General features: G+C 68.3%; 18 protein-coding genes, 3 pseudogenes and 1 other annotated feature. Of the genes and pseudogenes, 13 read left to right on the forward strand and 8 right to left on the reverse strand.

Features of this window, described 5'->3' with window-relative positions:
* Window positions 1-25: 25 nt before the first annotated feature.
* From ADJ73_RS05745 to ADJ73_RS05775, 7 genes are all read left to right on the forward strand, one after another.
* On the forward strand, window positions 26-1,528 hold the full coding sequence (locus ADJ73_RS05745) for a multicopper oxidase family protein (protein WP_050347466.1): 1,503 nt from the start codon (window positions 26-28) through the stop codon (window positions 1,526-1,528).
* Window positions 1,529-1,641: 113 nt separating this feature from the next.
* The gene (locus tag ADJ73_RS05750; RefSeq protein ID WP_253272674.1) at window positions 1,642-2,442 is read left to right on the forward strand and encodes a F510_1955 family glycosylhydrolase; all 801 of its coding nucleotides are present in this window, start codon (window positions 1,642-1,644) and stop codon (window positions 2,440-2,442) included.
* Window positions 2,443-2,699: 257 nt separating this feature from the next.
* Window positions 2,700-2,840: a hypothetical protein gene (locus tag ADJ73_RS17495; protein WP_253272675.1), complete on the forward strand. Its 141-nt coding sequence runs from the start codon at window positions 2,700-2,702 to the stop codon at window positions 2,838-2,840.
* A gap of 108 nt (window positions 2,841-2,948) precedes the next feature.
* Window positions 2,949-3,554: a DUF305 domain-containing protein gene (locus tag ADJ73_RS05760; RefSeq protein ID WP_050347469.1), complete on the forward strand. Its 606-nt coding sequence runs from the start codon at window positions 2,949-2,951 to the stop codon at window positions 3,552-3,554.
* 26 nt (window positions 3,555-3,580) lie between these two features.
* Window positions 3,581-5,941 carry a heavy metal translocating P-type ATPase gene (locus ADJ73_RS05765; RefSeq protein ID WP_050347470.1) on the forward strand — a complete coding sequence of 787 codons (2,361 nt, stop codon included), beginning with the start codon at window positions 3,581-3,583 and terminating at the stop codon, window positions 5,939-5,941.
* Window positions 5,942-6,022: 81 nt separating this feature from the next.
* Entirely contained in the window at window positions 6,023-6,451 is a 429-nt protein-coding gene (locus ADJ73_RS05770) for a hypothetical protein (protein WP_050347471.1), read from the forward strand.
* 287 nt (window positions 6,452-6,738) lie between these two features.
* Entirely contained in the window at window positions 6,739-7,950 is a 1,212-nt protein-coding gene (locus ADJ73_RS05775; RefSeq protein ID WP_156188300.1) for an IS256 family transposase, read from the forward strand.
* Window positions 7,951-8,024: 74 nt separating this feature from the next.
* Here ADJ73_RS05775 and ADJ73_RS05780 read toward each other — a convergent pair whose 3' ends face one another.
* Window positions 8,025-8,417 (reverse strand): transposase, encoded by a 393-nt coding sequence (locus ADJ73_RS05780; protein WP_253272750.1) that lies wholly within the window; start codon window positions 8,415-8,417, stop codon window positions 8,025-8,027.
* Here ADJ73_RS05780 and ADJ73_RS05790 point away from each other — a divergent pair.
* Window positions 8,323-9,620, forward strand: a pseudogene (locus ADJ73_RS05790) (IS3 family transposase). The gene ADJ73_RS05780 and the pseudogene ADJ73_RS05790 sit on opposite strands and share 95 nt — an antisense overlap.
* Window positions 8,604-8,732 (forward strand) — a sequence feature (AL1L pseudoknot). It overlaps the preceding pseudogene by 129 nt.
* 7 nt (window positions 9,621-9,627) lie before the next feature.
* Here the strand turns inward: ADJ73_RS05790 and ADJ73_RS16535 are convergent.
* Window positions 9,628-10,653, reverse strand: a pseudogene (locus ADJ73_RS16535) (IS256 family transposase); the annotation flags it as partial.
* Window positions 10,654-11,030: 377 nt separating this feature from the next.
* Here ADJ73_RS16535 and ADJ73_RS05800 point away from each other — a divergent pair.
* From ADJ73_RS05800 to ADJ73_RS05820, 3 genes are all read left to right on the forward strand, one after another.
* Window positions 11,031-11,363: a hypothetical protein gene (locus tag ADJ73_RS05800; protein WP_050347475.1), complete on the forward strand. Its 333-nt coding sequence runs from the start codon at window positions 11,031-11,033 to the stop codon at window positions 11,361-11,363.
* A gap of 1,280 nt (window positions 11,364-12,643) precedes the next feature.
* The gene (locus tag ADJ73_RS05810) at window positions 12,644-13,723 is read left to right on the forward strand and encodes an alpha/beta fold hydrolase (protein ID WP_050347477.1); all 1,080 of its coding nucleotides are present in this window, start codon (window positions 12,644-12,646) and stop codon (window positions 13,721-13,723) included.
* 519 nt (window positions 13,724-14,242) lie between these two features.
* Complete coding sequence (locus tag ADJ73_RS05820; RefSeq protein ID WP_050347479.1) at window positions 14,243-14,668, forward strand: PPOX class F420-dependent oxidoreductase; 426 nt, start codon at window positions 14,243-14,245, stop codon at window positions 14,666-14,668.
* A gap of 51 nt (window positions 14,669-14,719) precedes the next feature.
* Here ADJ73_RS05820 and ADJ73_RS05825 read toward each other — a convergent pair whose 3' ends face one another.
* The 4 genes from ADJ73_RS05825 to ADJ73_RS05840 form a co-directional block, all read right to left on the reverse strand.
* Window positions 14,720-15,130: a hypothetical protein gene (locus tag ADJ73_RS05825; RefSeq protein ID WP_156188138.1), complete on the reverse strand. Its 411-nt coding sequence runs from the start codon at window positions 15,128-15,130 to the stop codon at window positions 14,720-14,722.
* A gap of 59 nt (window positions 15,131-15,189) precedes the next feature.
* Window positions 15,190-16,500 (reverse strand): metal-dependent hydrolase family protein, encoded by a 1,311-nt coding sequence (locus tag ADJ73_RS05830; RefSeq protein ID WP_050347481.1) that lies wholly within the window; start codon window positions 16,498-16,500, stop codon window positions 15,190-15,192.
* A 73-nt stretch (window positions 16,501-16,573) separates the two neighbouring features.
* On the reverse strand, window positions 16,574-17,335 hold the full coding sequence (locus ADJ73_RS05835) for an alpha/beta fold hydrolase (RefSeq protein ID WP_050347482.1): 762 nt from the start codon (window positions 17,333-17,335) through the stop codon (window positions 16,574-16,576).
* A 39-nt stretch (window positions 17,336-17,374) separates the two neighbouring features.
* On the reverse strand, window positions 17,375-18,256 hold the full coding sequence (locus ADJ73_RS05840; protein ID WP_253272676.1) for a fumarylacetoacetate hydrolase family protein: 882 nt from the start codon (window positions 18,254-18,256) through the stop codon (window positions 17,375-17,377).
* Between the two features lie 159 nt (window positions 18,257-18,415).
* Here ADJ73_RS05840 and ADJ73_RS05845 point away from each other — a divergent pair, with 159 nt between their 5' ends.
* The gene (locus tag ADJ73_RS05845; protein WP_050347484.1) at window positions 18,416-19,072 is read left to right on the forward strand and encodes a FadR/GntR family transcriptional regulator; all 657 of its coding nucleotides are present in this window, start codon (window positions 18,416-18,418) and stop codon (window positions 19,070-19,072) included.
* 86 nt (window positions 19,073-19,158) lie between these two features.
* Window positions 19,159-19,311, forward strand: a pseudogene (locus ADJ73_RS16545) (phage tail protein); the annotation flags it as partial.
* Window positions 19,312-20,019: 708 nt separating this feature from the next.
* On the opposite strand, the gene ADJ73_RS05855 reads toward ADJ73_RS16545, so the two are convergent.
* Window positions 20,020-20,511 (reverse strand): GNAT family N-acetyltransferase, encoded by a 492-nt coding sequence (locus ADJ73_RS05855; RefSeq protein WP_050347486.1) that lies wholly within the window; start codon window positions 20,509-20,511, stop codon window positions 20,020-20,022.
* Window positions 20,512-20,754: 243 nt separating this feature from the next.
* Window positions 20,755-22,665 (reverse strand): adenylyl cyclase, encoded by a 1,911-nt coding sequence (locus ADJ73_RS05860; RefSeq protein WP_253272677.1) that lies wholly within the window; start codon window positions 22,663-22,665, stop codon window positions 20,755-20,757.
* Window positions 22,666-22,698 lie beyond the last annotated feature (33 nt).

The raw sequence follows: 22,698 nt of genomic DNA on the forward strand, positions 1-22,698 counted from the left end.
ACCAACGCACTGCACGAAAGGCACCATGAGCACTCACGCACTGACCCGCCGCAACCTCCTCCTGGGCGGCCTCGGGGTGGCAGCCACCGCGACCCTGACGGCCTGCACCGGCGCCCGCGGCACCACCGGCACCCCCACACGCACCATCGGGGCACCGGCCCCGGTCACACCATCGGCCGGGCAGAGGGTCGTCGAGAAGGCACTCACCGCCAAACCGGTGACCTTGGACCTGGGTGGCCGGTCGGTATCGACATGGGCCTACGGCGAGACCGTGCCCGGTCCCTTGGTGCGGGCCAAGGCAGGTGATCTCCTGCGAATCAACCTCGACAACCAGCTCCCGGCCGACACCACGATCCACTGGCACGGCATCCGGCTGCGCAACGCCGCCGACGGCGTGCCCGGACAGACCCAGGACCCCATCCGGCCCGGCTCCACGTACGTGTACGAGTTCACCGCTCCCGACCCCGGCACGTACTTCTTCCACCCTCACGTCGGAGTTCAACTCGACCGGGGGCTGTATGCCCCGATGGTCATCGAGGACCCCAACGAGCCCGGCAACTACGACACCGAATGGACTCTCGTGCTGGACGACTGGGTCGACGGCACCGGCACCACCCCGGACGAGGTCCTCAAGAAGCTCATCGCCGACGGCGGCCCCGCCACCGGCTCCATGGGGGGCATGGGTGGCATGGGTGGCATGGACCACGGCTCCATGGGCGGCATGGGAGCCGGCCCCTGGGGTGACGCCGGGGACGTCGCCTACCCCCTGTTCCTCATCAACGGGCGACCACCGAACGACCCGGATGTCCTGACCGCCAAACCCGGGCAACGGGTCCGGCTGCGGATCATCAGCGCCGCCTCCGACACCATCTTCACGGTCGCCCTCGGCGGGCACCGGCTCACCGTCACCCACACCGACGGGCACGCGGTCGAGCCGGCCGAGGTCGACGCCCTCTACATCGGCATGGGTGAACGCTACGACGCGGTCGTCACCCTCAAGGACGGGGCCTTCCCTTTCGTGGCCAGGCCGTTCGGCAAGACCAGCGGCGGCCAGGCCATGGCCCTGGTCCGCACCGGGAGCGGGACCCCTCCCGGTGCGGACATCACCCCGAACGAACTCACCGGACAGATTCTGATCGGCTCCCAGCTCCAGCCGGCCCCATCCGCGAAACTCCCCGAGCGCGAACCGGACGCCCAGGCCCAGCTCACCCTGAACGGCTCCATGAAGCCCTACCAGTGGGGCATCAACGGCGCCACGTTCGGCGACAACGACCCACTGACCGTCAAGGCCGGGCAGCGGCTGCGGATCCACGCCACCAACATGACGATGATGACCCACCCGCTGCACCTGCACGGTCACACCTTCGCCCTGCCGTCGGGGCTGCGGAAGGACACGGTGCTGATGGCGCCGATGCAGTCGTTCGCCATCGACCTGGACGCCGACAACGTCGGGGACTGGATGATCCACTGCCACAACATCTACCACGCCGAGGCCGGCCTGATGATCGCCCTCAACTACACCGCATGAGGCGCCTGCAACGAGATGCTCTCGTCGCCGCCGGGATCGTCGCGGCGCTGGCCACGCTCTCAGCGTGCGCCGGTTCGGTGACCCCGCAACCGGGACGTGCCACATTCTCGACGATGACCAGCGCCCCCGCCGCGGAGCAGGGTTCGTCCACCCGGCAGCCGACAGCTCAGCCGCCGATCGCGATCACCCATATCCATGCGGTCGCCCGCCACCCGAGGACGGGAGACTTGCTGCTGGCCACCCACGAGGGCCTGTTCCGGCAGATCGACGGGCAACTGCGCCAGACCGGGCCAGTCATCGACCTGATGAGCTTCGCCGTCGCCTCCGACGGCACCTTCTACGCCTCTGGACACCCCGGAACCGAAACCGACCTGCCGCAACCCGTCGGTCTCATCACCTCCACCGACGGCGGCGCCACCTGGCAGGTCGCGTCACGCGGTGGACAGTCCGACTTCCACGCCCTGACCGTTGGTGCCGGCACGGTCACCGGCTTCGACGGTGCACTCCGCACCACCACCGACAACACCACCTGGACCCAGCACACCATCCCTGCGCCACCACGCGACCTGGCAGCCGCTCCCCGGACTGGCACCCTGCTCGCCACCACCAGCAGAGGCCTATTTACCAGCACCGACAACGGCACCACTTGGACCACGCTCTCACCGCCCGAGGTCGCCGTGCTGGCGGCCTGGGCCGACGACTCCACCGCCGTGATCGTCACCACCACCGGCCGCCTGGCCACAAGCACCGACTCAGGACGTACCTGGACCCTGCACCCCAAGAGCATCGGCGCAGCCGAGGCACTGCACGCCCAACGCAGCCCGGACGGGCAGCTCGAGATCATCGCCGTCGTCGGCGACACAGTGATCCGCACCATGGACGCCGGCGCCAGCACACAGATCCTCGTCCAGTAACGGCGCCAGGGATCTTGACCCGTCCTTCACCCGACCTCGATGTCGCCAACACGGTGACCTAGGACTCTGAGATGTCAGGCACCAACGCCCGGACCCTAGGAAGGAGAGACCCAATGAAGTCCCAGCCGCAGAACCCCACGCAGAGCTACGCCCCGTTCGCTCCGCCTCCCCCCGCCCCCACGGATCAGCCGACGCCGGAGCACTCCCCCTCCGGGGGTCATTCCCACGGATGGCTGATGTGGCTGATGTGCCTACCCATGCTCATCCTCGTCGGTGCTCTCATCGTCACCGGGGGACTGGGTGCCGGCGGGCTCCTCTACGCCCTCGGCTGCCTGGCCATGATGGGCGTGATGATGCTGTGGATGAACCACGGCAACAACGGCGGCATGAGGCATTAGCCAGCTGGGCCAAGTGACCTTGACCAAATCTCAGCCCCACCACTGTCGGACCGCGACGTGTGTGGCGAAGGCTCGACCAGACACCCGAACCCCCCGAGGAGACCTCCGATGCCCAGCCTCACCTCGCGCGCCGCGCTGCTCACAGCCGCCGGTGTCCTGACCGCCGCCACGCTCACTGCGTGCTCGAACACCACCGACAGCTCCATGCCTGGCATGGACCACAGCGCGACACCCATGACGAGTAGCGCCACCGCCGGCTCCTCCGCCGACTCCAAGGCCGGGGACGTCATGTTCGTCCAGATGATGATCCCGCACCACCAGCAGGCGATCGAGATGGCCGACATGGCCCTGTCGAAGACCACCGCCTCAGGGAAGGTCAAGGGGCTGGCCACCGACATCAAGAAGGCCCAGGACCCCGAGATCGCCACCATGCGCGGATGGCTGACGTCATGGGGAGCCTCGCCGTCGGCCAGCGGCGGGATGGATCACGGCAGCGGCATGATGAGCGCCGCCGACATGAACAAGCTCAAAGCCGCTCAGGGCGCGGACTTCGACCGGATGTGGATCACGATGATGATCGACCACCACCGAGGAGCGGTGTCGATGGCCGAGCAGGTCCTGGCCACCACCCAGGACCCGGACGTCAAGAAACTGGCCGACGCGATCATCACGGCTCAGAAGGCCGAGATCACCACCATGCAGGGCCTGCTCTGACCCACCCACCCCACGCTGGAGAGACCATGACCGAACACCACCAGCACGTCGGCCATCCAGCCGCCGCCGAGCAGCTGGTCCGCGACCCCGTGTGTGGCATGACCATCGACCCCACCACCGCGTTGAGCGCCGAGCACGACGGCCGCCGGTTCCACTTCTGCTCAGCACACTGCCAAGCCGCGTTCACCGCGAACCCCGCCAAGTACATGGAGACGGTCTCGGAGGATACGTGGCCCGCGCCGCCATCCGACACCAACGGGCATGGCGACGCGGTCGAGTGGACCTGCCCCATGCACCCGGAGATCCGCCGGGACGCACCAGGGTCATGCCCGATCTGTGGGATGGCGCTCGAGCCGGTCACGCTCACCGCAGACAGCGGGCCCAGCCCGGAACTAGCCGACATGACCCGGCGGTTCTGGATCGCCACCGCACTCACCATCCCCATCGTCATCCTGGAGATGGGCCGGCACTTCATCCCATGGCTGCACGACACGATCCCGGGCCCAACCTCCGTCTGGCTGCAGTTCGCGCTCGGCACACCCGTCGTGCTGTGGGCAGGGTGGCCCTTCTTCACCCGCGGCTGGGCCTCGCTGCGCACCCGCAACCTCAACATGTTCACGCTCATCGCAATGGGCACCGGCATCGCCTGGCTGTTCAGCGTGATCGCCACCCTCGCGCCGGGCGTCTTCCCCAGCTCATTCCGTGGGGAGGATGGCACCGTCGACGTCTACTTCGAGGCCGCAGCGGTCATCACCACCCTGGTCCTGCTCGGGCAGGTCCTCGAGCTGCGGGCTCGCGAACAGACCTCCGGAGCCATCAAGGCCCTGCTGGACCTGAGCCCCAAGACCGCCCGCCGCATCACCGACGACAGCACCGACGAAGAGGTCCCCCTCGACCAGGTCCAGCTCGGGGACCGGCTACGGGTCCGCCCCGGCGAGGCCGTCCCCGTCGACGGCACCGTCCAGGAAGGTCGGTCTGCGGTTGATGAGTCCCTGGTCACGGGTGAGTCAATGCCCGTGACCAAGGAGGCCGGCGACACCGTGATCGGCGGCACCATCAACGGCAGCGGTGGGCTCGTCATGGTCGCCGAGAAAGTCGGACGCGACACCATGCTCGCCCGCATCGTCGCCATGGTCGCCGACGCGCAACGCTCCCGCGCCCCCATCCAGCGGATGGCCGACAAGGTCTCGGGCATCTTCGTCCCGATCGTGATCGTGGTCGCGGTCGTCGCGTTCATCGTCTGGGCGCTGGTCGGGCCGGACCCCAAGCTGGCCCACGCCTTGATCGTCGCCGTCGCCGTCCTCATCATCGCCTGCCCTTGCGCCCTGGGCCTGGCCACCCCCATGTCGATCATGGTCGGTGTCGGGCGCGGCGCCGGCCTCGGTGTCCTGATCAAGAACGCCGAGGCCCTCGAACGGATGGAAAAGGTGGACACCCTCGTCGTTGACAAGACCGGTACCCTCACCGAGGGCCGGCCCACTGTGACCAGCATCGTCGTCACCGACGGGCGCAGCGAGGAGGACCTGCTCCGCATCGCGGCGGGCGTCGAACGCGCCTCCGAGCACCCCCTCGCCCAAGCGATCGTCACCGCAGCCAGCGAGAAGAACCTGCCCATCCCCGACGTCACCGACTTCGACTCCCCCGTCGGTCGCGGGGTTCTCGGTACCGTCGACGACCACCGAGTCGTCATCGGCAGCGCTGCCTTCCTCACCTCCGAAGGCATTGACACCGCCGGCTTGGCCGAGCGCGCCGACCAGCTTCGCGCGGACGGGGCCACCGTCATCCACATCGGCATCGACGGCCGACCCGCGGGGCTGTTTGCCATTGCCGACCCGGTCAAGCAGACCACCCCGGCTGCCCTCGAGGCACTGCGCAAGGAAGGTATCGGCGTCGTCATGCTCACCGGCGACAACCGCGTCACCGCCAACGCCGTCGCCAAGACCCTCGGCATCGACCGCGTCGAAGCCGAAGTACTGCCCGACCACAAGAGCGACATCGTGTCCAAGCTGCGCGCCGAAGGCCACGTTGTCGCCATGGCCGGCGACGGCATCAACGACGCCCCAGCACTGGCCGCAGCCGACGTCGGCATCGCGATGGGTTCAGGCACCGACGTCGCCATGGAAAGCGCCGGCGTCACCCTCCTCAAGGGAGACCTCACCGGCATCGTTCGCGCCCGACGCCTGTCCGAGAAGACGATGTCCAACATCCGCCAGAACCTGTTCCTGGCCTTCATCTACAACACCCTCGGGATCCCCATCGCAGCCGGAGTCCTCTACCCCGTCCTCGGACTGCTGCTCTCCCCGATCATCGCCGCTGCCGCTATGGCTTTGTCCAGCGTCAGCGTCATCACCAACGCGCTACGCCTGCGCACCCAGAACATCACCTGACACAGCCACACTCAACCGCGGAGGGCACGCGCTGCGCTAAGAAGCCCAGTCGCCCCGGATATCACGAAGGGACCCGCTGGCATGCCCGAGACAACTGCCGCGCAGCTCGACACCGAGCCAACAGGCAACGACGCTCCCGAAAGCCACGACACCGGCACTCGGGGACGGATCGCAGCGGCATGGGTCTGGCTCAAGGCAGCCATCGGGGTGGCCCTCGGTCTCCTCCCACACCTCGTCCACCACATCGGACTGCTCGCTGGCGTCGCCCTGCTGACCGGTACCGCAGGCAACCTGCTGCTGTACGTGGTCGGGCTGGTGTTGAGCATTCCCCTGCTCCGACGCCTGCACCGGCGCTTCCACACCCGCTGGGCCCCCACCCTGGGAGTCCTCGCCTTCAGCGTCATGTTCGCGCTCTCTGCCTTCGTCGTCGGACCCGCCCTCACCGCCGGCGACACACCCTTGCCCGCCCCGACCGTCACCATTCCGCCCGACCACAACAGCCACCACTGACCTGCGTCACCCCTGCCAGCCGAATCCATGACCCCCGACATTCTCAACCCCCTCGGTCAAGTCCCGGGTAGTGGTGGGGTCTGTCGCTCTAACGGTGTAAGTGGCCTGATCGCCCTGGAAGGGGCAGGAGGGTCGTCATGACCGAGACACTGAAGCACGTGGACGAACTCGAACCGCAGGAGCCACTCGAGGACGCCTCGGGTGAGGCGTTCGGCGCGGCAGCGCCGGACGGGCAGCCCCCGGCTGGGCAGGATCTGTCGGCAGCGAACGCGGCCGTGATCCGGCAGATGGTGCTGGCTGCCAAGGACGCCGGGATGGACCTGACCGGCCCGGATGGGCTGCTCAAGCAGCTGACGAAGATGGTCGTCGAGACAGCTCTGGATGAAGAGATGTCCGAGCACCTGGGCTACGACAAGCACGACCCGGCAGGGCGTGGCAGCGGCAACTCCCGCAACGGGATGCGGTCCAAGACCGTGATCACCGACAACGCCGGCCCCGTCGAGATCGAGGTGCCCCGGGACCGCAACGGCTCGTTCGAGCCGCAGCTGGTCAAGAAGCGCCAACGCCGCCTGGGTGACCTGGACGCCATGGTCCTGTCCCTGTACGCCAAGGGACTGACCACCGGCGAGATCTCAGCTCATCTGGCCGAGGTGTACGGGGCATCGGTGTCGAAAGACACCGTCAGCCGCATCACCGACCGCGTCGTGGAGGAGATGACCACGTGGTGGGCGCGGCCGTTGGAGAAGGTCTACGCCGCGGTCTTCATCGACGCCATCGTGGTGAAGGTCCGTGACGGGCAGGTGCGTAACCGGCCGTTCTACGCCGCGATCGGGGTGGATCTGAACGGCTGCAAGGACGTGCTGGGGATGTGGGCCGGTGACGGGGATGGTGAGTCGGCCAAGTACTGGCTGGCCGTGCTGACCGAGCTCCGCAACCGCGGGGTCAAGGATGTCTTCTTCGTCGTGTGCGACGGCCTGAAGGGGCTACCCGACAGCGTGAACGCGGTGTTTCCGCAGGCCATCGTGCAGACGTGCATCATCCACTTGATCCGCAACACCTTCCGCTACGCCAGCAGAAAGTACTGGGACTCGATCAGCAAGGACCTCAAACCGATCTACACCGCCCCCACCGCGGCCGCGGCACGGGACCGGTACGAGGAGTTCGCCGAGAAGTGGGGCAAGGCCTACCCCGCGATCCGCACCCTGTGGGAGAACGCCTGGGGTGAGTTCATCCCGTTCCTGGACTACGACGTGGAGATCCGCAAGGTGATCTGCTCGACCAACGCGATCGAGTCGCTCAACGCCCGGTACCGACGCGCGGTCCGTGCCCGAGGGCACTTCCCCAACGAGCAGGCCGCGATGAAAGTCCTGTACCTGGTGACCAGGAGTCTGGACCCCAAGGGCACCGGCCAGACACGATGGACCATGCGTTGGAAGCCAGCGCTGAACGCCTTCGCCATCACCTTCGCCGACCGCATGCCGGCCGCCGAAGACCGCTGAGTATGAAAACGCCACTTACACCGCTAAGCGGACAGTCCCTAGTGGTGTAGCGGTGGGTGTTCCTTCGTTGGGGGTCAGGCTGTGAGGGCGGGCAGGTTGTCGCCTCCGATCTCGGGGCCGGTGTCGGTGTCGGTGTCGGTGATGAGGTTGATGCGGCAGCGGGCGAGGACGTCGAGGCCGAGGTAGCGGCGTCCTTCGGCCCATTCATCGGTTTGCTCGGCCAGGACGGCTCCGATCAGGCGCACGATCGCTGCCCTGTTGGGGAAGATCCCCACGCTGTCGGTGCGGCGGCGGATCTCGCGGTTGAGGCGTTCGGCGGTGAACCGCGCCGGGTTTGGTGGAGGGTCTTGATCTCTACGGGAGAGTGGAGTCATGCCTGCACCGAGGAAGTACAGCGACGAGTTGCGTGAGCGTGCGATCCGCACGGTGAACGAGACGATCAGGGAGAACCCGGGGATGCCGGTCAAGCGCGCCTGCAGCCAGGTGGGTGAGCAGCTGGGCATCCCGGGGCCGACCCTGCGGAACTGGTTCCGAGGCCCTGGCCAGTCACCCGGGTCGACAGCGACAACGACCGATCCGCACGAGCGGCTCGTGCAGCTGGAGAAGGAGAACCGAGAGCTGCGCCGGGCAAACGCGATTCTGCGGTCGGCGTCGGCTTTCTTCGCGGCGGAGCTCGACCGCCCCTCAAGTCGCTGATCGACTACGTCGACCAGCACAAGGACCAGTTCGGGGTCGAGCCGATCTGCACCGTCCTCACCGAGGCCGGCGCCAAGATCGCCCCGAGCACCTACTACGCGGCCATGAAGCGCCCGCCGTCGAACCGGGCCCTGACCGACGCCGCCCTCGATGAGCGCATCCAGACCACCTACGAGGCCAACTACCAGGTCTACGGGGTGATGAAGATGTGGAAGGTGCTCAACCGGCAAGAGGTCCTCGACGAGCACGGCCGGCCCACCGGACGGCGCTACCCGCCGGTGGCGCGGTGCACCGTGGCCAGGCGGATGAAGGCGCTGGGCCTGGTCGGCGCGGTCGCCGGCGACCACAAGCGACCGCGGACGACGATCCCGGCCAAGGACGTCCACCCGGCCGACCAGCTGAACCGGGACTTCACCGCCCCAGCCCCGGACGACCGGTGGGTCGCCGACATCACCTACGTGCCGACCTGGGCCGGGTTCGTCTACGTCGCCTTCGTCATGGACCTGTTCTCCCGGCGCGTCGTCGGCTGGCGAGTCACCAGCTCGCTGCACACCGACCTGGCCCTGGACGCCCTCGAGCACGCCATCTGGCAGCGCCAGCGTCAGGGACGAGACCTGACCGGCCTGGTCCATCACGCCGACCGCGGCGTCCAATATCGAGCCATCCGCTACACCGAGCGCCTGGAGGAGCTCGGGATCGTTGCCTCGGTCGGGTCCAAGGGCGACTCCTACGATAATGCCGCCGCCGAAGCGCTGAACCGCGTGTTCAAGACCGAGCTCATCCGCCGCCAAGGCCCGTGGAAGACGCTCGAGCACGTCGAGCTCGAGGTCCTGCGGTGGGTCGACTGGTACAACACGACCCGCCCGCACTCCTGGTGCGACTACCTCGCACCCGCAGCGTACGAGAACGCCTACTACGCTGCCCGCAACCCTTCGACGGCAACCGCCGCCGAAGCACACACGACTCTCCACTGAACCCGGGGCGGTTCACGGGGTTGTTCGACCAGATCTGGTTCCACACGTCTTTGGGGAAGGCGGTGAAGGCGAGGATGTCCGCGCGGGCGTCCTCGAGGTGCTCGGCCACGGCGGGCAGCTTCTCGGCCAGGGCGTCGACGACCCGGTCGAACTGGGCGTGCACGGCCTCGGCGTCGGGCTGGTCATAGATCGAGTGCAGCAGCGCCTTGACCCACGGCCACGAGTTCTTCGGCGTCGCGGACATCAGGTTCGCCGCGTAGTGCGTGCGACACCGCTGCCACGCGGCGCCAGGAAGGCTCGCCCCGATCGCGGCGACCAGGCCGGCGTGCGCGTCGGACGTGACCAGCTTGACCCCAGCCAGGCCGCGGGCGGTCAGGTCGCGGAAGAACGCCAACCAGCCGGCGCCGTCCTCGCTGGTGGTGACCTGCACCCCGAGGATCTCGCGGTGGCCGTCGGCGTTGACGCCGGTCGCGACCAGCACGTGCGCCGGCACCACCCGGCCCCCCTCGCGGACCTTGAGCACCAAGGCGTCGGCTGCCACGAACGTGAACGGCCCGGCGTCCTCCAGGCGTCGGGTGCGGAACTGCTCGACGTGCTCGTCGAGCTCCTTGGCCATCACCGACACCTGCGACTTGGACAGGCCCGTGATGCCCAGGGCCTGCACGAGCTTGTCCATCCGCCGTGTCGAGACCCCGAGCAGGTAGCAGGTCGCCACCACCGAGGTGAGCGCCCGCTCGGCCCGCTTCCGGCGTTCCAGCAGCCACTCCGGGTACAGGCTGCCCTGTCGCAGCTTGGGCACGGCGACGTCGAGGGTGCCGACGCGGGTGTCGAGGTCGCGGTGCCGGTAGCCGTTGCGGGAGTTCACCCGCTCGCTGCTGCGTTCGCCGTACCCGGCGCCGCACACCGCGTCGGCCTGGGCCGAAAGCAGCGCGTTGACGAACGTGGCCAGCAGGTCACGCAACAGGTCAGGGCTCGCCTGTGCCAGCTGCTCCTCGAGGAACCGGGCAGGGTCGATACTGGGTCCAGCGGTCATCGTGGTGTCCTTCTTCGAGTCGGTTTTCGCAGATCACTCGAAGGATCCACCCGGTGGCCGCGCCTACGTCGCAGGCACGCGCTCACTCAGGTCCGTCGTACACCACTCTGCTGGACTCCACTACGCCCTCAGCGACAGACCCGAGTGAACGCTGCGAAAGCGAGGATCCGTCATGGGCCAGTCTAGAGATATCTGCACGACGACGCCCAGGTGCACCGATCATGCAAGGTGGCCCGCACCCGACCGTGCAGTCTTGCCTGCATCTCGACAACGGATGTCGAGATGCAGCGGAGACTTCACAAACGCACTTCGGATGTTTCATAAACCTCGTGTAATGGATCCCCATGGGTGGTGTTGCCCCTGCGGAGGTTCACTCCGTGCACACCATTGGCAAGACACTGGACAAAATGCTCGACGTCTTCAGCAACTCCTCCGTCCTGGGACCGGAGGGTCATGCCGTGGTCGAGGCAGTCGTGAAGTCCCGGGAGGAGCACGCCGAGCGCGTCGCCCAGGCAGCCAAGGAAGCCAGGGTTAAGCAGGTGGAATCACTCCTGCGGTTCCAGCAGGTGACTGGAGATCACGAAGGCAAGCGTGAGCGCGTGCAAGCGCCCGGCAGTGAGCTGTCCGCAGCCCGAGCCGAACTGGCGGGTCCGGGGAGGCACGGCCGGCTCAGCGGTATGTTCGGCTACTTTGCACGACCGCGCCGGTGAGGGTCGATCTGTGCAAAGTAGCCCGCGGGCGGCTGTGCAACCTAGGCCGCATCTCGACAACGGATGTTTGTCGAGAAGCGCTCTAAATTAGAGCAATCCACATTCTGTCTAAGATGTCCGGCGCCCTCTGTCGATATGCACTCAATCTTGCAAGAACGGGGTCGGCTCCCGACCCACGGATTGCTCCTCGACAACGATGGCGGGGCTGCGGCCGCACACCCGCCGCCGCCCCGCCCCAGCCGGTAGTCATTTTCTGCGCAGAACCTCTCGAAACGCAATTGCGGTACAGAGAAGCGCCGGCACCAGCATAATAATGCCGAACGCAGTGTTCTTCATCAAGAAGGCCGCCACAACCATAATTGAGAATACGATCCCCAAAGAAGTGGCTGTTGCCTGGACGTTTTTATTCACCCTGCTCCTTTCTATAGGCCGTCACAAATGACGGTGCCGCTACAGTTATCCCTAGCGCGACAGCGATCTCTACGCCGGTGGCCGCGCCCGCAGCGGCGAGGGCGAGCCCGACGTCAGCGGACAGCAACCCCATACCCATGTTGCACCCCCAGGACTCTTTAGAAGGCCAGTTTCCGGTGGGGTCGGTGGCGTTGGAGGGGTTGCCTGCGGCGTAGAGGTAGGGGTTGGTTGAAGCGTCCGGTGGTGGGGTCGTACCAGCGGTTGTCGTTGCGTGCGTCCGGCTCGGGGATGCCGAAAATGTGCGGGCTGCCAACGTTTCCTGGTGAGTAGCGGACTCTAGTTTGAGCAGCATGGCTGTGAGCAACCCGGACGCTGAGCGTCCTGCCTTTCATGCAGTCGCAGAGCTGGTGTTAAGAGATTGGGGGGCGGTTCGGGTACTCGGCATGCGCGGATTCGCCTGCGGGAGCATCTTCACGTCGTCACCTGGCCGGCGGGGCGTTCGCGTCCGGGCGGCTGCCGGCGGGCCATCCGCTGGCCGACGAGGTGGCGGACGCCGCCGAGGCCGTCGGGGCGGTGCGACCCGTGGCGGCGGCGCGCCCTACGGCTCGGATCTGCGCCTCTACGCCGCGGCCGGGGTGCCGACGCTCCAGTACGGCCCTGGCGACGTCCGGCTCGCGCACTCGCCGCGGGAGTCGGTCGACCTCGGCGGGTTCGTCGTGGTCACGCGTGTGCCCTGCGTCCTCGCCGTCCGCCGGCCCCCTGACCCCCTGGACCGCGCTGAGACCGTCCGGATCCCGGGCGGGGTTCCGCCGGGGGCGCGCACCGCCTAGCATCAGCCGGTCAGCAGCGTCGCGACGAGAGGACCCGCCATGCCCCTGGATAACCCGTTCTACACGCCCGAGATCCAGGGGCCGTACGAGCTGCGGTCGATCGGCCGCTTCGAGCTCGAGGAGGGCGGCGTCATCCCCGACCTCCAGCTGGCCGTCGCGACCTTCGGCGAGCTCAACGAGGCGAGGGACAACGCGATCCTCGTGCCGACGTGGTTCTCCGGGACGCACGCGACGTGGTGGCAGGTGTACATCGGGGAGGGTCGCGCGCTCGACCCGACGAAGTGGTTCCTTGCCGTCGTCAACCAGATCGGCAACGGCCTCTCGACCTCGCCCCACACGACCGATGACCCGTCCATCGCCATGTCGCGCTTCCCGCAGGTCCGCATCGGCGACGACGTCCGTGCACAGGAGCAGCTGATGCGCGAGCACTACGGTGTCGAGCGGTTCGCGCTCGTCGTCGGCGGCTCGATGGGCGCCCAGCAGACGTGGGAGTGGGCCGTCCGCTACCCCGACAAGGTGCTGCGGGCCGCGCCGATCGCCGGGACGGCGCAGAACACGCCGCACGACACGCTCTTCGCGAAGACGCTCATGGACGCCATCACCTCCGACCCCGGCTGGGCCGGCGGCGAGTACGCCTCGCACGAGGATGTGCGCGACGGCCTGACCCGGCACGCGGACATCTGGGCGACGATGGGGCTGACGACGGACTTCTGGAAGACGGAGTTCTGGAGGGGCGTCCAGCCGATCACCGAGGGCCTGGAGTTCTCGACCTACGAGGAGTTCCAGCAGAACTTCGTGCGGGCCCTCTTCACGATGATGGACCCGAACGCGCTGCTGACGATGGCCTGGAAGTGGCAGCGCGGCGACGTAGCCCGCAACGCCGGCGGCGACCTCGCGGCCGCCCTCGCGCGCGTCACTGCCAAGGTCTTCGTCATGCCGATCGAGCAGGACATGTTCTTCCCGCCGCGCGACTGCGAGCCCGAGGCCGCGATGACGCCGGGCGCCGAGGTGCGGATGCTGCACAGCATCGCCGGCCACTACGGGCTCTTCGGCTTCGAGCAGTCCTATCTCGACGAGCTGGACGCGCACCTGCGCGAGCTCCTCGACACCCCCGTCTGACCCCGCCTCATCGCGACCGTGGGTGAGATCGCCGAGGACCACCGGCGATCTCACCCACGGTCGTGGGAGGGGGAGGGGTCGTCGGCACTCCCGCCGAGGACCCGGGGGGATGGGCGTGTGGGGGATGAGACCCGGGGATGACCTCGCGGACGGCGCGACTCTGGCTGGCCCCCCGGGCAGGACCTGCCTCGACTGCGGCGATCGCCCGTCGCACCGTGTCGGGGTCCTCACCGAGGGCCTCGGCGAGCCAGAGCAGCCCGGGGGCGCACTGGAACCGGTTGTAGGCCAGGCGCGGGTCCGTCGAACCCTGCTTGCGCCCGTAGGCGCCGACGCTCGCACCCAGCCCGGCGTCGAGCCAGGGCCCCGAGCCATGCACGAGGTGGTAGGCGGCATGAGGGACGGCGAAGACCAGCACGGAGCCGAGCCCCAGCGCGGCCAGGTCGCGACTGCGGCGCCATACCGCCGCTGACAGGATCGGGACCGGGGGCGGGAGGCGGCAGACCGCCATACGCTGCAGGCATGAGCGAGGAATCCCTCCACCGCATCCTGGAGCTCCCGGACCGCACCGGGGTCCTGACCACGATCAAGCGCGACGGCCGCCCGCAGATGTCGGTCGTGAGGCATCACTACGACCCGGCCACGCGCACGCTGTCCGTCTCGGTCACCGACGACCGCGCCAAGACCCGCAACCTGCGGCGGGACCCGGGAGCCAGCTACCTCGTGGCCGGCGACAGCCAGTGGGAGTATGTCGTCGCCGAGGGCACCGCCCGGGTGGGCGAGGTGGCGAGCGATCCGCACGACGCCGCGGCGGACGAGCTCGTCGAGCTCTACCGCCAGCTGAGCGGCGGGCACCCGGACTGGGAGGAGTACCGCGCGGCGATGGTCGAGCAGCGGCGCCTCGTGCTGCGCATCGTGGTGGACCGCGTCTATGGCATGGCGCCGTGACGCGCGGGCGCCTCGCGGGACGTGGTGTCGGGGCCCGCGCTCAGGCGTCGCTCACTGCGTGCACTGCGGTGCTGCAGTGGTCGTGGGCATGGGTGACGCGCGCCGCTTCGTCGTGACCGCGCTGATGTGAGGGCGCAGGGCCTGCGCGATCGCCAGCTCGTCAGGATCCCCGTCGTGGCTCTGCTCGTGGGCCAGGGCCGCCCGAAGGATCGCCCCGGTCAGCAGGGCATCACCCGGGTCGAGCCCGCTGAGGCGGATTCGCGTCTTGAACGGGGCATCGATGGCCACGACCCCGTGGTTGGGGCAACCACCGAGGCACTGGACGAACCGGGCGCGGAGCGGCCTTCCGTCCACCTCCTCGGGCCCGTTCTGGGCCACCAGGGCGGCCTGCATGCGGGGGCCGAAGGAGCCTCGGTTGGGCCGGTCGTAGCGGGGACAGGTCCCGCAGATAAGAATCGTCATGATGGTGGGTGCGAAGGTGGGGCGGGCCAGCCGTACGTCGCGGCCGCCCGCCCCACCCGTCACGGTCGCTGCAGGACCGTCTCGGCCGCTTCGTCGTGGAGGATGTCGGCGGCGTCGCTTGGTGCGGGTGGACGGAATGCTTCGTCCTCAGGTTCCTTGTGGAAGCGACCGTCCTTCATGACGAAGTCCATCTTGGAGGGGTCCTGGAGAATGGTGATGTCCTCGAGGGGGTCACCATCCACGACGATCAGGTCGGCGAGGTAGCCCGGTTGCACCTTGCCCAGCTCATCGGGCTGCAGCATGATCTCACCGCCCCATGCCGTCGCCGCGATGATCGCCTCCATCGGCGTGAAGTCGAGCAGCTCGACAAAGTGCTGCAGGTCCCTGGCATAGGTGCCGTGCGGGGTCCAGGCGAACCCGTAGTCTCCACCAGGCAGGATCTTGACGCCCCGGCGGTGCATCTCCTTCAGTCCCGAGATGGCCGCATCCAGCTCTCGCTTGTAACCGACCGCCTCGGCTGCCTCCTGGGGGAAGCCGAACGCCTCCGCCTCGTAGAGGGTCGCAACGAGCCAGTTCAGTCCAGGCGCCACGAACACCCAGTCGCGGTTGGCCTCGAGCAGGTCGAGGCCCTCGGCGTCCGTGTAACTGGCGTGATAGATGATGTCGACCTTGTGCCGCAGGCACATCTTGACGCTCTCGGCGGAACGTGCGTGGGCGCATACCCGGCGCCCACGACGGTGCGCCTCGGTGACGGCCGCTGCGACCTCCTCGTCGGAGAAGTAGGTGTCCTCGGCGTGCTTGGACCCCGTGATCTCCTCCCCGGTCATCGAGAGCTTGATCTGGTCCACGCCGATGTCGACCAGCTCTCGCACAACTCGGCGCATGCCTTCGGGGCCATCGGCGAACTTGGTGATGCCCTTGACCAGAGCACCTCCGGTGACGGCGATCTCAGGTCCGTTGGCGAGATATCTCGGGCCGGGGAATCGACCGGCAGCGATGGCGTCGCGGCAGACGACGTCCAGACGGTCCTTGGCGGACGCGGCGCCCAAGCACATGGTGTAGCCCGAGTCGAGATAGGTCCGCGCAGACTCGAGGGCGAACAGGAGGTGCTCCTCCACCGGGAGCGTTCCGAGGCCGTCCAGGTCTGCACTGTTGTTCCACGTGAAGTGCGTGTGGGCGTCGCACAGCCCGGACATCAGCGTGCGGCCGCGTCCGTTGATGGTGCGTGCGCCCTCAGGGGTCGCGTCGACGTGCCCGACCTGACGGATCCGTCCGTCCGTCACCAGGACGTCGCCCCGGTATGGCTGTGCACCAGTGGAATCGATGATGTTGACGTCCCGGAAGTGGACGGCGTTGCTGGTCGTACTCATGACTGCTCCTCGTTGAGCGTGCAGGTCGGGATGGTGGTAGGGCAAGACGTGTGGGGAGATCTCTCCACTTGACTCAGAGATGAGCGACGAGCTGCTCGGTGACCTCGGTAGCTGCCTCCAGGGCCGTCCAGTGACCCACGCCCGGGAGGATGACCACCGAGGCGTTGTCGCGAGCCTCGGCGAGGCGCTGGCTGGCCGCCGGCGGTCCCACCTTGTCCTCGTCACCGGTGATGAGGAGCAGGGGGAGGTCAGCAGGCAGGGCGCCAGGCTCGGTCGCATTGGCGAGCGCCTCACAGTTGCGGGCATAGCCCTCAGGGTCTTGGCGCATGATCAGCTCGCGTACGAAGGCGGCTACCTCGGGCTTGGACTCGCGCGTCTGCGCGGACAGGGCGTTGGCCACGACGCCCGGCGCGACGGCCGCCGTGCCCTGGTCGCGCAGCAAGGCTGCGCGATCCCGCTGTGCCTGTCGAGCGGCCTCGGCAGGCACGTCGACGGCGCCGAGGAGGACCACCTTGCGGACGAGGTCTGGGTGACGGGACGCGAAGGATCGCACGACCAGGGTGCCCATGGAGTGGCCGACCACGTCAGCCGGCCCGCAGTCGAGCTCCCCGAGCACGGCTGCAAGGTCGTCGGCGTGGGATTCGATGCTGATGTCGGCCGCGAGCTCTGACCGACCGGCGCCGGCGCTGTCGACACGGATGACCGTGTGGTTGTCCTGCAGCGCGTCGGCCTGCACCTGGTAGAAGTTCGAGGTGCCACCCAGACCATGGACCATGAGAACGGCCGGTCCGCTGCCGCTGATCTCGACAGCCAGTTCGTGTCCGTTGATGTTCATTGTGTTCCAGCTCCTTCGGGTTGGGGCATGTCTGAGGGCTCAGGCCACGCTGTTGCGCTGGGAGCCAAGCCCGGTGATGGAGACCTCGACGACGTCGCCGCTGGTCATGAACTTCGGTGGCTCGAAACCGATCCCGACCCCGGCCGGCGTGCCGGTCGCGATGATGTCTCCCGGTTGCAGGGTGATGCCGGCCGAGATCGTCTCGATGAGGGTGGGGATGTCGAAGATGAGGTCAGCCACGGTGGCGGACTGCCGCCTCTCACCATTGACGAAGCTCTCCACGCGGAGGGTGGTCGGGTCCGGGATCTCGTCTGCGGTCACCGCCAGCGGGCCCATGGGGCAGTGGGTGTCAAGGGACTTCCCGATCAACCACTGCTTGTGCTTGCGCTGCAGGTCGCGGGCGGTGAAGTCGTCGATGATCGTGTAACCCCACACGTGCTCGGCTGCTTGCTCCCGCGAGATGCCGCGTCCGCCCACGCCGATGATGACGCCCAGCTCGGCCTCGTAGTCCAGCTCTGAGGTGACCCCGGGGTGGGGGTCGATGTCGTCGTAGGGTCCGGTGACCGAGCTGGGAGCCTTGGAGAACACCACCGGAAATTCGGGGATGGCCTCGGAACGGTCGGGGGAGTCGTAGCCAGATCGTCCGAACTCGACCACGTGCTCCCGGTAGTTCTTGCCGACGCAGAAGATGTTTCGCCGGGGCACCGGGATGGGTGCGAGCACCCGAACCGACGAGACGGCTGTCGAGGGCAGGTCTGCCGGTTGGGCGAGCTGCGGGGCCAGCGTCGACCAGCGCTCGATGAGGTCGACGAGATCGGCTCCCCCCGGCAGCGTGTCAGTGAGGTCATGGACGACGGCGGTGTCGCCCTCCCCCGTGACCAGACCGACTCGCCGGACCGAGTCCCCGTGGGTGAAGGTCATGAACTTCATGCTGCTCCAATCGAGACCAATACGACCAATGTAGACCACCTCCAGAGTAGACGGCCCGTCCCCTGCCGTCTACCCCCTAGATTCCTGCTGGCAGCGTCGCGACCATGCTGGCCTATTGGTCTGAATTGGTTTATCAGGTTAGACTTGGGCATGCTCAGCCCGGATCGCGCGTTGCGTGCCCTCGTCGAGGACGGGATCTCCCGTGGTGAGCTGGCGCCTGGGTCCAAGCTGCCGACGGAGCGTGAGCTCGTTGCGACGCTGCAGCTGCCGCGAAGTGCTGTCCGCCGTGCGCTGTCCCGCCTCGAGCAGGAGGGGATGGTGGTGCGCCAGGTGGGCCGGGGGACCTTCTTGCGGGAGGGCTACGTGGCGGAGGGGGTGGCCAGGGACGCCAGTCCGGCGGACATCATGCAGGCGCGCATGGTCCTCGAGCCCTCCGTCGCCGTCCTCGCGGCGCATGCGGCGACCCAGGCGGACCTGGCCCGCATCGCCAGCTTCGCCGATCAGGGAGGCAGGTCGGAGGACTTCGACAGCTTCGAGACGTGGGACAGCAAGTTTCATCGGGCGATCGGCGAAGCGACGCACAACGATCTGGTCCTGGCCATGTTCGACGTCATCAACGCTGGTCGCGCGCTCCCCGTCTGGGGAAGCCTCAAGCGGCGCACCTCCACACCGGAGCGACGACGCTGCTATCACCAGCAGCACGTCAGCATCCTCGAGGCCCTCAACGACCGTGACCCTGCTGGGGCCGAGCGCGCGATGCGCGCTCACCTGAAGTCCGTCACGGACAACCTGATCGGCAACGCCTGACCGCGGTCGTGCGGTGACGCGTTCGGGGCCCCGTCGGGACTTCCACCGGCACACTGCAAGCATCCACCCCGACTCGAGGAGCCTGCGTGGGCCAACTCGTCGATTTCACGAACGTGTCGGCCCAGGGCCTGGAGTCCTCCGCGGTCAGCGATGCGCTCGCCGGGCTGAGGGCGAACGAGGCGCGCTACTTCCACACGAAGTACGGGCACGAGTTCACGGTCAGCGAGGCCGCCGACGCCCCCTTCACTCGAGCACGTCTGATCGGCGGCCGGGCCTCCTGCGCGGTTGTCGAGCGTGCACCCCGCGGGCGCGACGCCGACAAGGATGCCGATGACAAGTCCTGAGCAGCGGGCACCCTCGGCGGCGCACAAACCTCTAGACGGTGGGGCCCATTGGCCCCTGCTCGGCCGCCTCGCCGGGCTGGGATGGTTCACCCAGATGGGAGAACCCGCAGCGACCCAGGCCGTGTGGATGCTGTTCGACGATCCCCTCCTGCGACAGGCGATGGTCGATAGTCGTTGACGTGGCCCAGCTACGTGCCATGTGCGCCACCCTGTCGGGCCATTTCATCGCCCCTTTCTCTGGTCCCGATCTCGTGGGTTGGCGCGAGCGCGAGGGCGACCTGCAACAGTTGGTGAGGGAGGTCACCAGGGGCTTGACGGATCCCAGCTCGCGTCTCTTGCCCGCGCGGGACATGGGTGCATTCTGGGGGAGATATGTCTGTGTCTGGCCGGGCCGCGATAGTTACTGCGCTGTGGCCGTCGTTCCGAGGCTTGCCGACGTGGGTGGTACACCCCTCTGGGTCTTGTTCCACCAACAAACGGATCTGTTCCACCTCATCCGCGCTCGGATCCTGAGCAGCGTCGCTGGGCGTAATGCTCGGCGAGATGACGGATCCCTGTGTGGCCTGGGTCCTGCGCGCCCGATGATTGACGCGACCCACGTTGTCAGGCCGGGCCGGCTGAACCCGTCCAGCGGATCTCGCCGTCGATCATCACGTCCGTGGGAACGAGACCGAGGTGTGTGGCGACACGTGAAGATGCCTCGTGGTCGGGGTGGATGTGGGCGACGAGGTGGTGCACGCCGCGCCGTGCCAGCTCCTTGACCATGAGGCGGGCGGCGCCGGTGGCGTGGCCACGGCCTTGCCAGGGCGTCCCGATCACCCAGGAGATCTCGGCGGTGTCGCCGTCGACCGGCACCGTCGCCTGCACGTAGCCCACCGGCCGTGGGTCGGGGCCTGCCAGCACGATCCAGTTGAGCCACTGCTCGGAGCCGTCCGCCGAGCGTCCGACGACCTGCCGGGCATAGCGGGCGGCCAGCTCCTCGCGGGTGGGCGGCTCGCCGCCCGTGAACAGATGGAGCGACGGGTCCGCGAGGACCTCGACCATGGCGTCGGCGTCCGCGACGCGCAGCGGCCGCAGGGACAGGGCGGGCGTCATACGGCCAGTTGATCGGCACCCCGCGAGGTCCGCAACCCCGATCCCCGCCGGACACAGTCTCTCGGCCGATCGTCAGGAGCCTGGACCGGACCCGTCAACGCTCCTGACGCGACGAAAATCAATGGCCCGCCGCCACGCTCACGCACCGCTCCCACCCCTCACGCCTCGCGACGACGGACGCCGTGCGACAGCACGTCGGCGCCCCGACCCCCGAGAGGAGGGTCGGGGCGCCGCACAGCCCGGTCAGCGCGTCGCGACGGGGTGACTGACGACCGTCGAGGGCCCGGGGTGCGCCGCGTCCACCGGCGCGCCGACGCCGTTGACGACGGAGTCGATGCCGCCGTCGCCGTCGAGCCACCGGGTCAGTAGGTGGTTGAGGCGCACGCCGGGCTTGGTCGGCGCGACGAAGGCCGTGGACAGGTGGATGCCCTGGTGCTGGTTGAAGAAGCTGTAGCTGCCCATGCCCCAGCCCTCGAAGGAGCGCACGCCAGACGTGACCTGGAATGCCGGGTAGCCCTTGAAGGCCGGGGTCATCATCCAGGCGGACTGGGACGGCACGTCGTACGGCTTCTCGTTCTGGAAGAAGTAGACGCGGCCGCGCTCGCCGTTCCAGACCACCTCGGTGCGCTGGAAGTGCTCCACGAACAGGCCGTATGCCGTGACGTCGTCCCCGTTGACCACGACGCCGTGATCGGCCGGGTTGGTGGCCCACCCGACGCCCGCACCGTGGTCGGCGCGCCACGCCCAGATGTTGTCGAGGACGACGTCGGAGGCGTCGACCGTCATCGCCGTGGTCGTGGACCCGGCCGCCGCGCCACCCACGCGCAGGAACACGTCCGACACGAGGGTCGGTGTGTCCCCGGACCCGCCGGACCGGCGCGTGGAGCCCGCGTTGCCGTGCGCGTCACCGACCTGGAGGATCGTCTTCGAGCGCTTCGCGCCCGCGTCGATCATGACTCCGCTGATCGTCACCCCCGGCACGGAGGCGGTCGCGAGCACCGGCTGCCCGGTCCGCTGCGACAGGGCGGGCAGGCCCAGGCCGAGCACGACCGTCCCCGGCCGCGTGACCTTGATCGTCTGCTGCAGCGAGTAGGTGCCCGGGGTGAGGAGCAGATGCTTGCCCTCGCGCAGGGCCTTGTTGATGGCGGGCACCTTCGAGGCCGGGGTGGCGATGACGAACTGGCCCAGCGGGATCTCGCGCCCGGCCGCCGTGGCCGGGCCCGCGCTGTCCGTGCGCACGCCGGGCACGAGGACGGCGCGGGTGCCGTCCGGCCGGGTCACGAGCCGCGGGGTCTCCCGCACGACGGGGGTGCGGTCGATCGTGGTGTACGGCCCGGGGTCGGTGCTCGGGAAGGTCGTCGCCGGCGCGCCGGGCGAGCCGACGAACATCTGGTTCCACACGCCGTTGCTCCACCCCGGCAGGGCCGTGTTGCGGACGAAGAACTGCTGCTGGGAGCCGTTGACCACGGGCGGCCCGGTCAGGGTGGAGTTCGCGATGAAGCCGCCGCTGGCGTACTGCGGCCCGGCGGTGCAGTAGTCCATGAGCGTGGTCCTGCCGTTGATCACGACGTCGCGCATCGGCGCGGCCTGGGACACCGCCCAGAACTGCGTGTCCTTGCGGCAACCCTCACCGCCCGCGACGTTGATCGTGAGGTTGGACAGGGACCGCCAGAAGTTGTTGAGCGCGATGCAGCCGTTGGCGTCGCACTGGTTGTAGACGTTGATCGAGCCGTGCACGACGACGTCCGCGGGGGTCCGCCCCAGCCCGGCGACCTGCGTGCCGTAGCCGACCTGCACGACCAGCGGGTCCGCCGCCGAGCCGTACGTGCCGGGCTCGAAGAGGATGGCGTACCGCTCCGGCCCGAAGTGGTTGGGGACCTGGCGCTGCGCCACCGCGTCGAAGACGCCCCGGATCTGCGCGGTGGTCATCGTCGGCTTCAGGACGAGCACGTTCGGACCGAGCTGCGGGTCGGCGTAGGCGCTCAGATCCGTGGCCGCAGCCGACGACGCCGCGGGCAGGCGGGCGGGGGCGCCGGACGCGGCATACGGCATCGCGTCGGCGGGTGCCGTCGCGCCGATCGAGAGGGCGAGGGCCAGGGCGGCCGTGCCGATGGCTCTGCGAGGACCGGTGGTGGCGAGGGGGTTTCGCATCATGACTCCTTCGTGATGAGGCTGAGTGGCTCCGCG

Source organism: Arsenicicoccus sp. oral taxon 190 (genome assembly GCF_001189535.1).
GTDB lineage: Bacteria > Actinomycetota > Actinomycetes > Actinomycetales > Dermatophilaceae > Arsenicicoccus.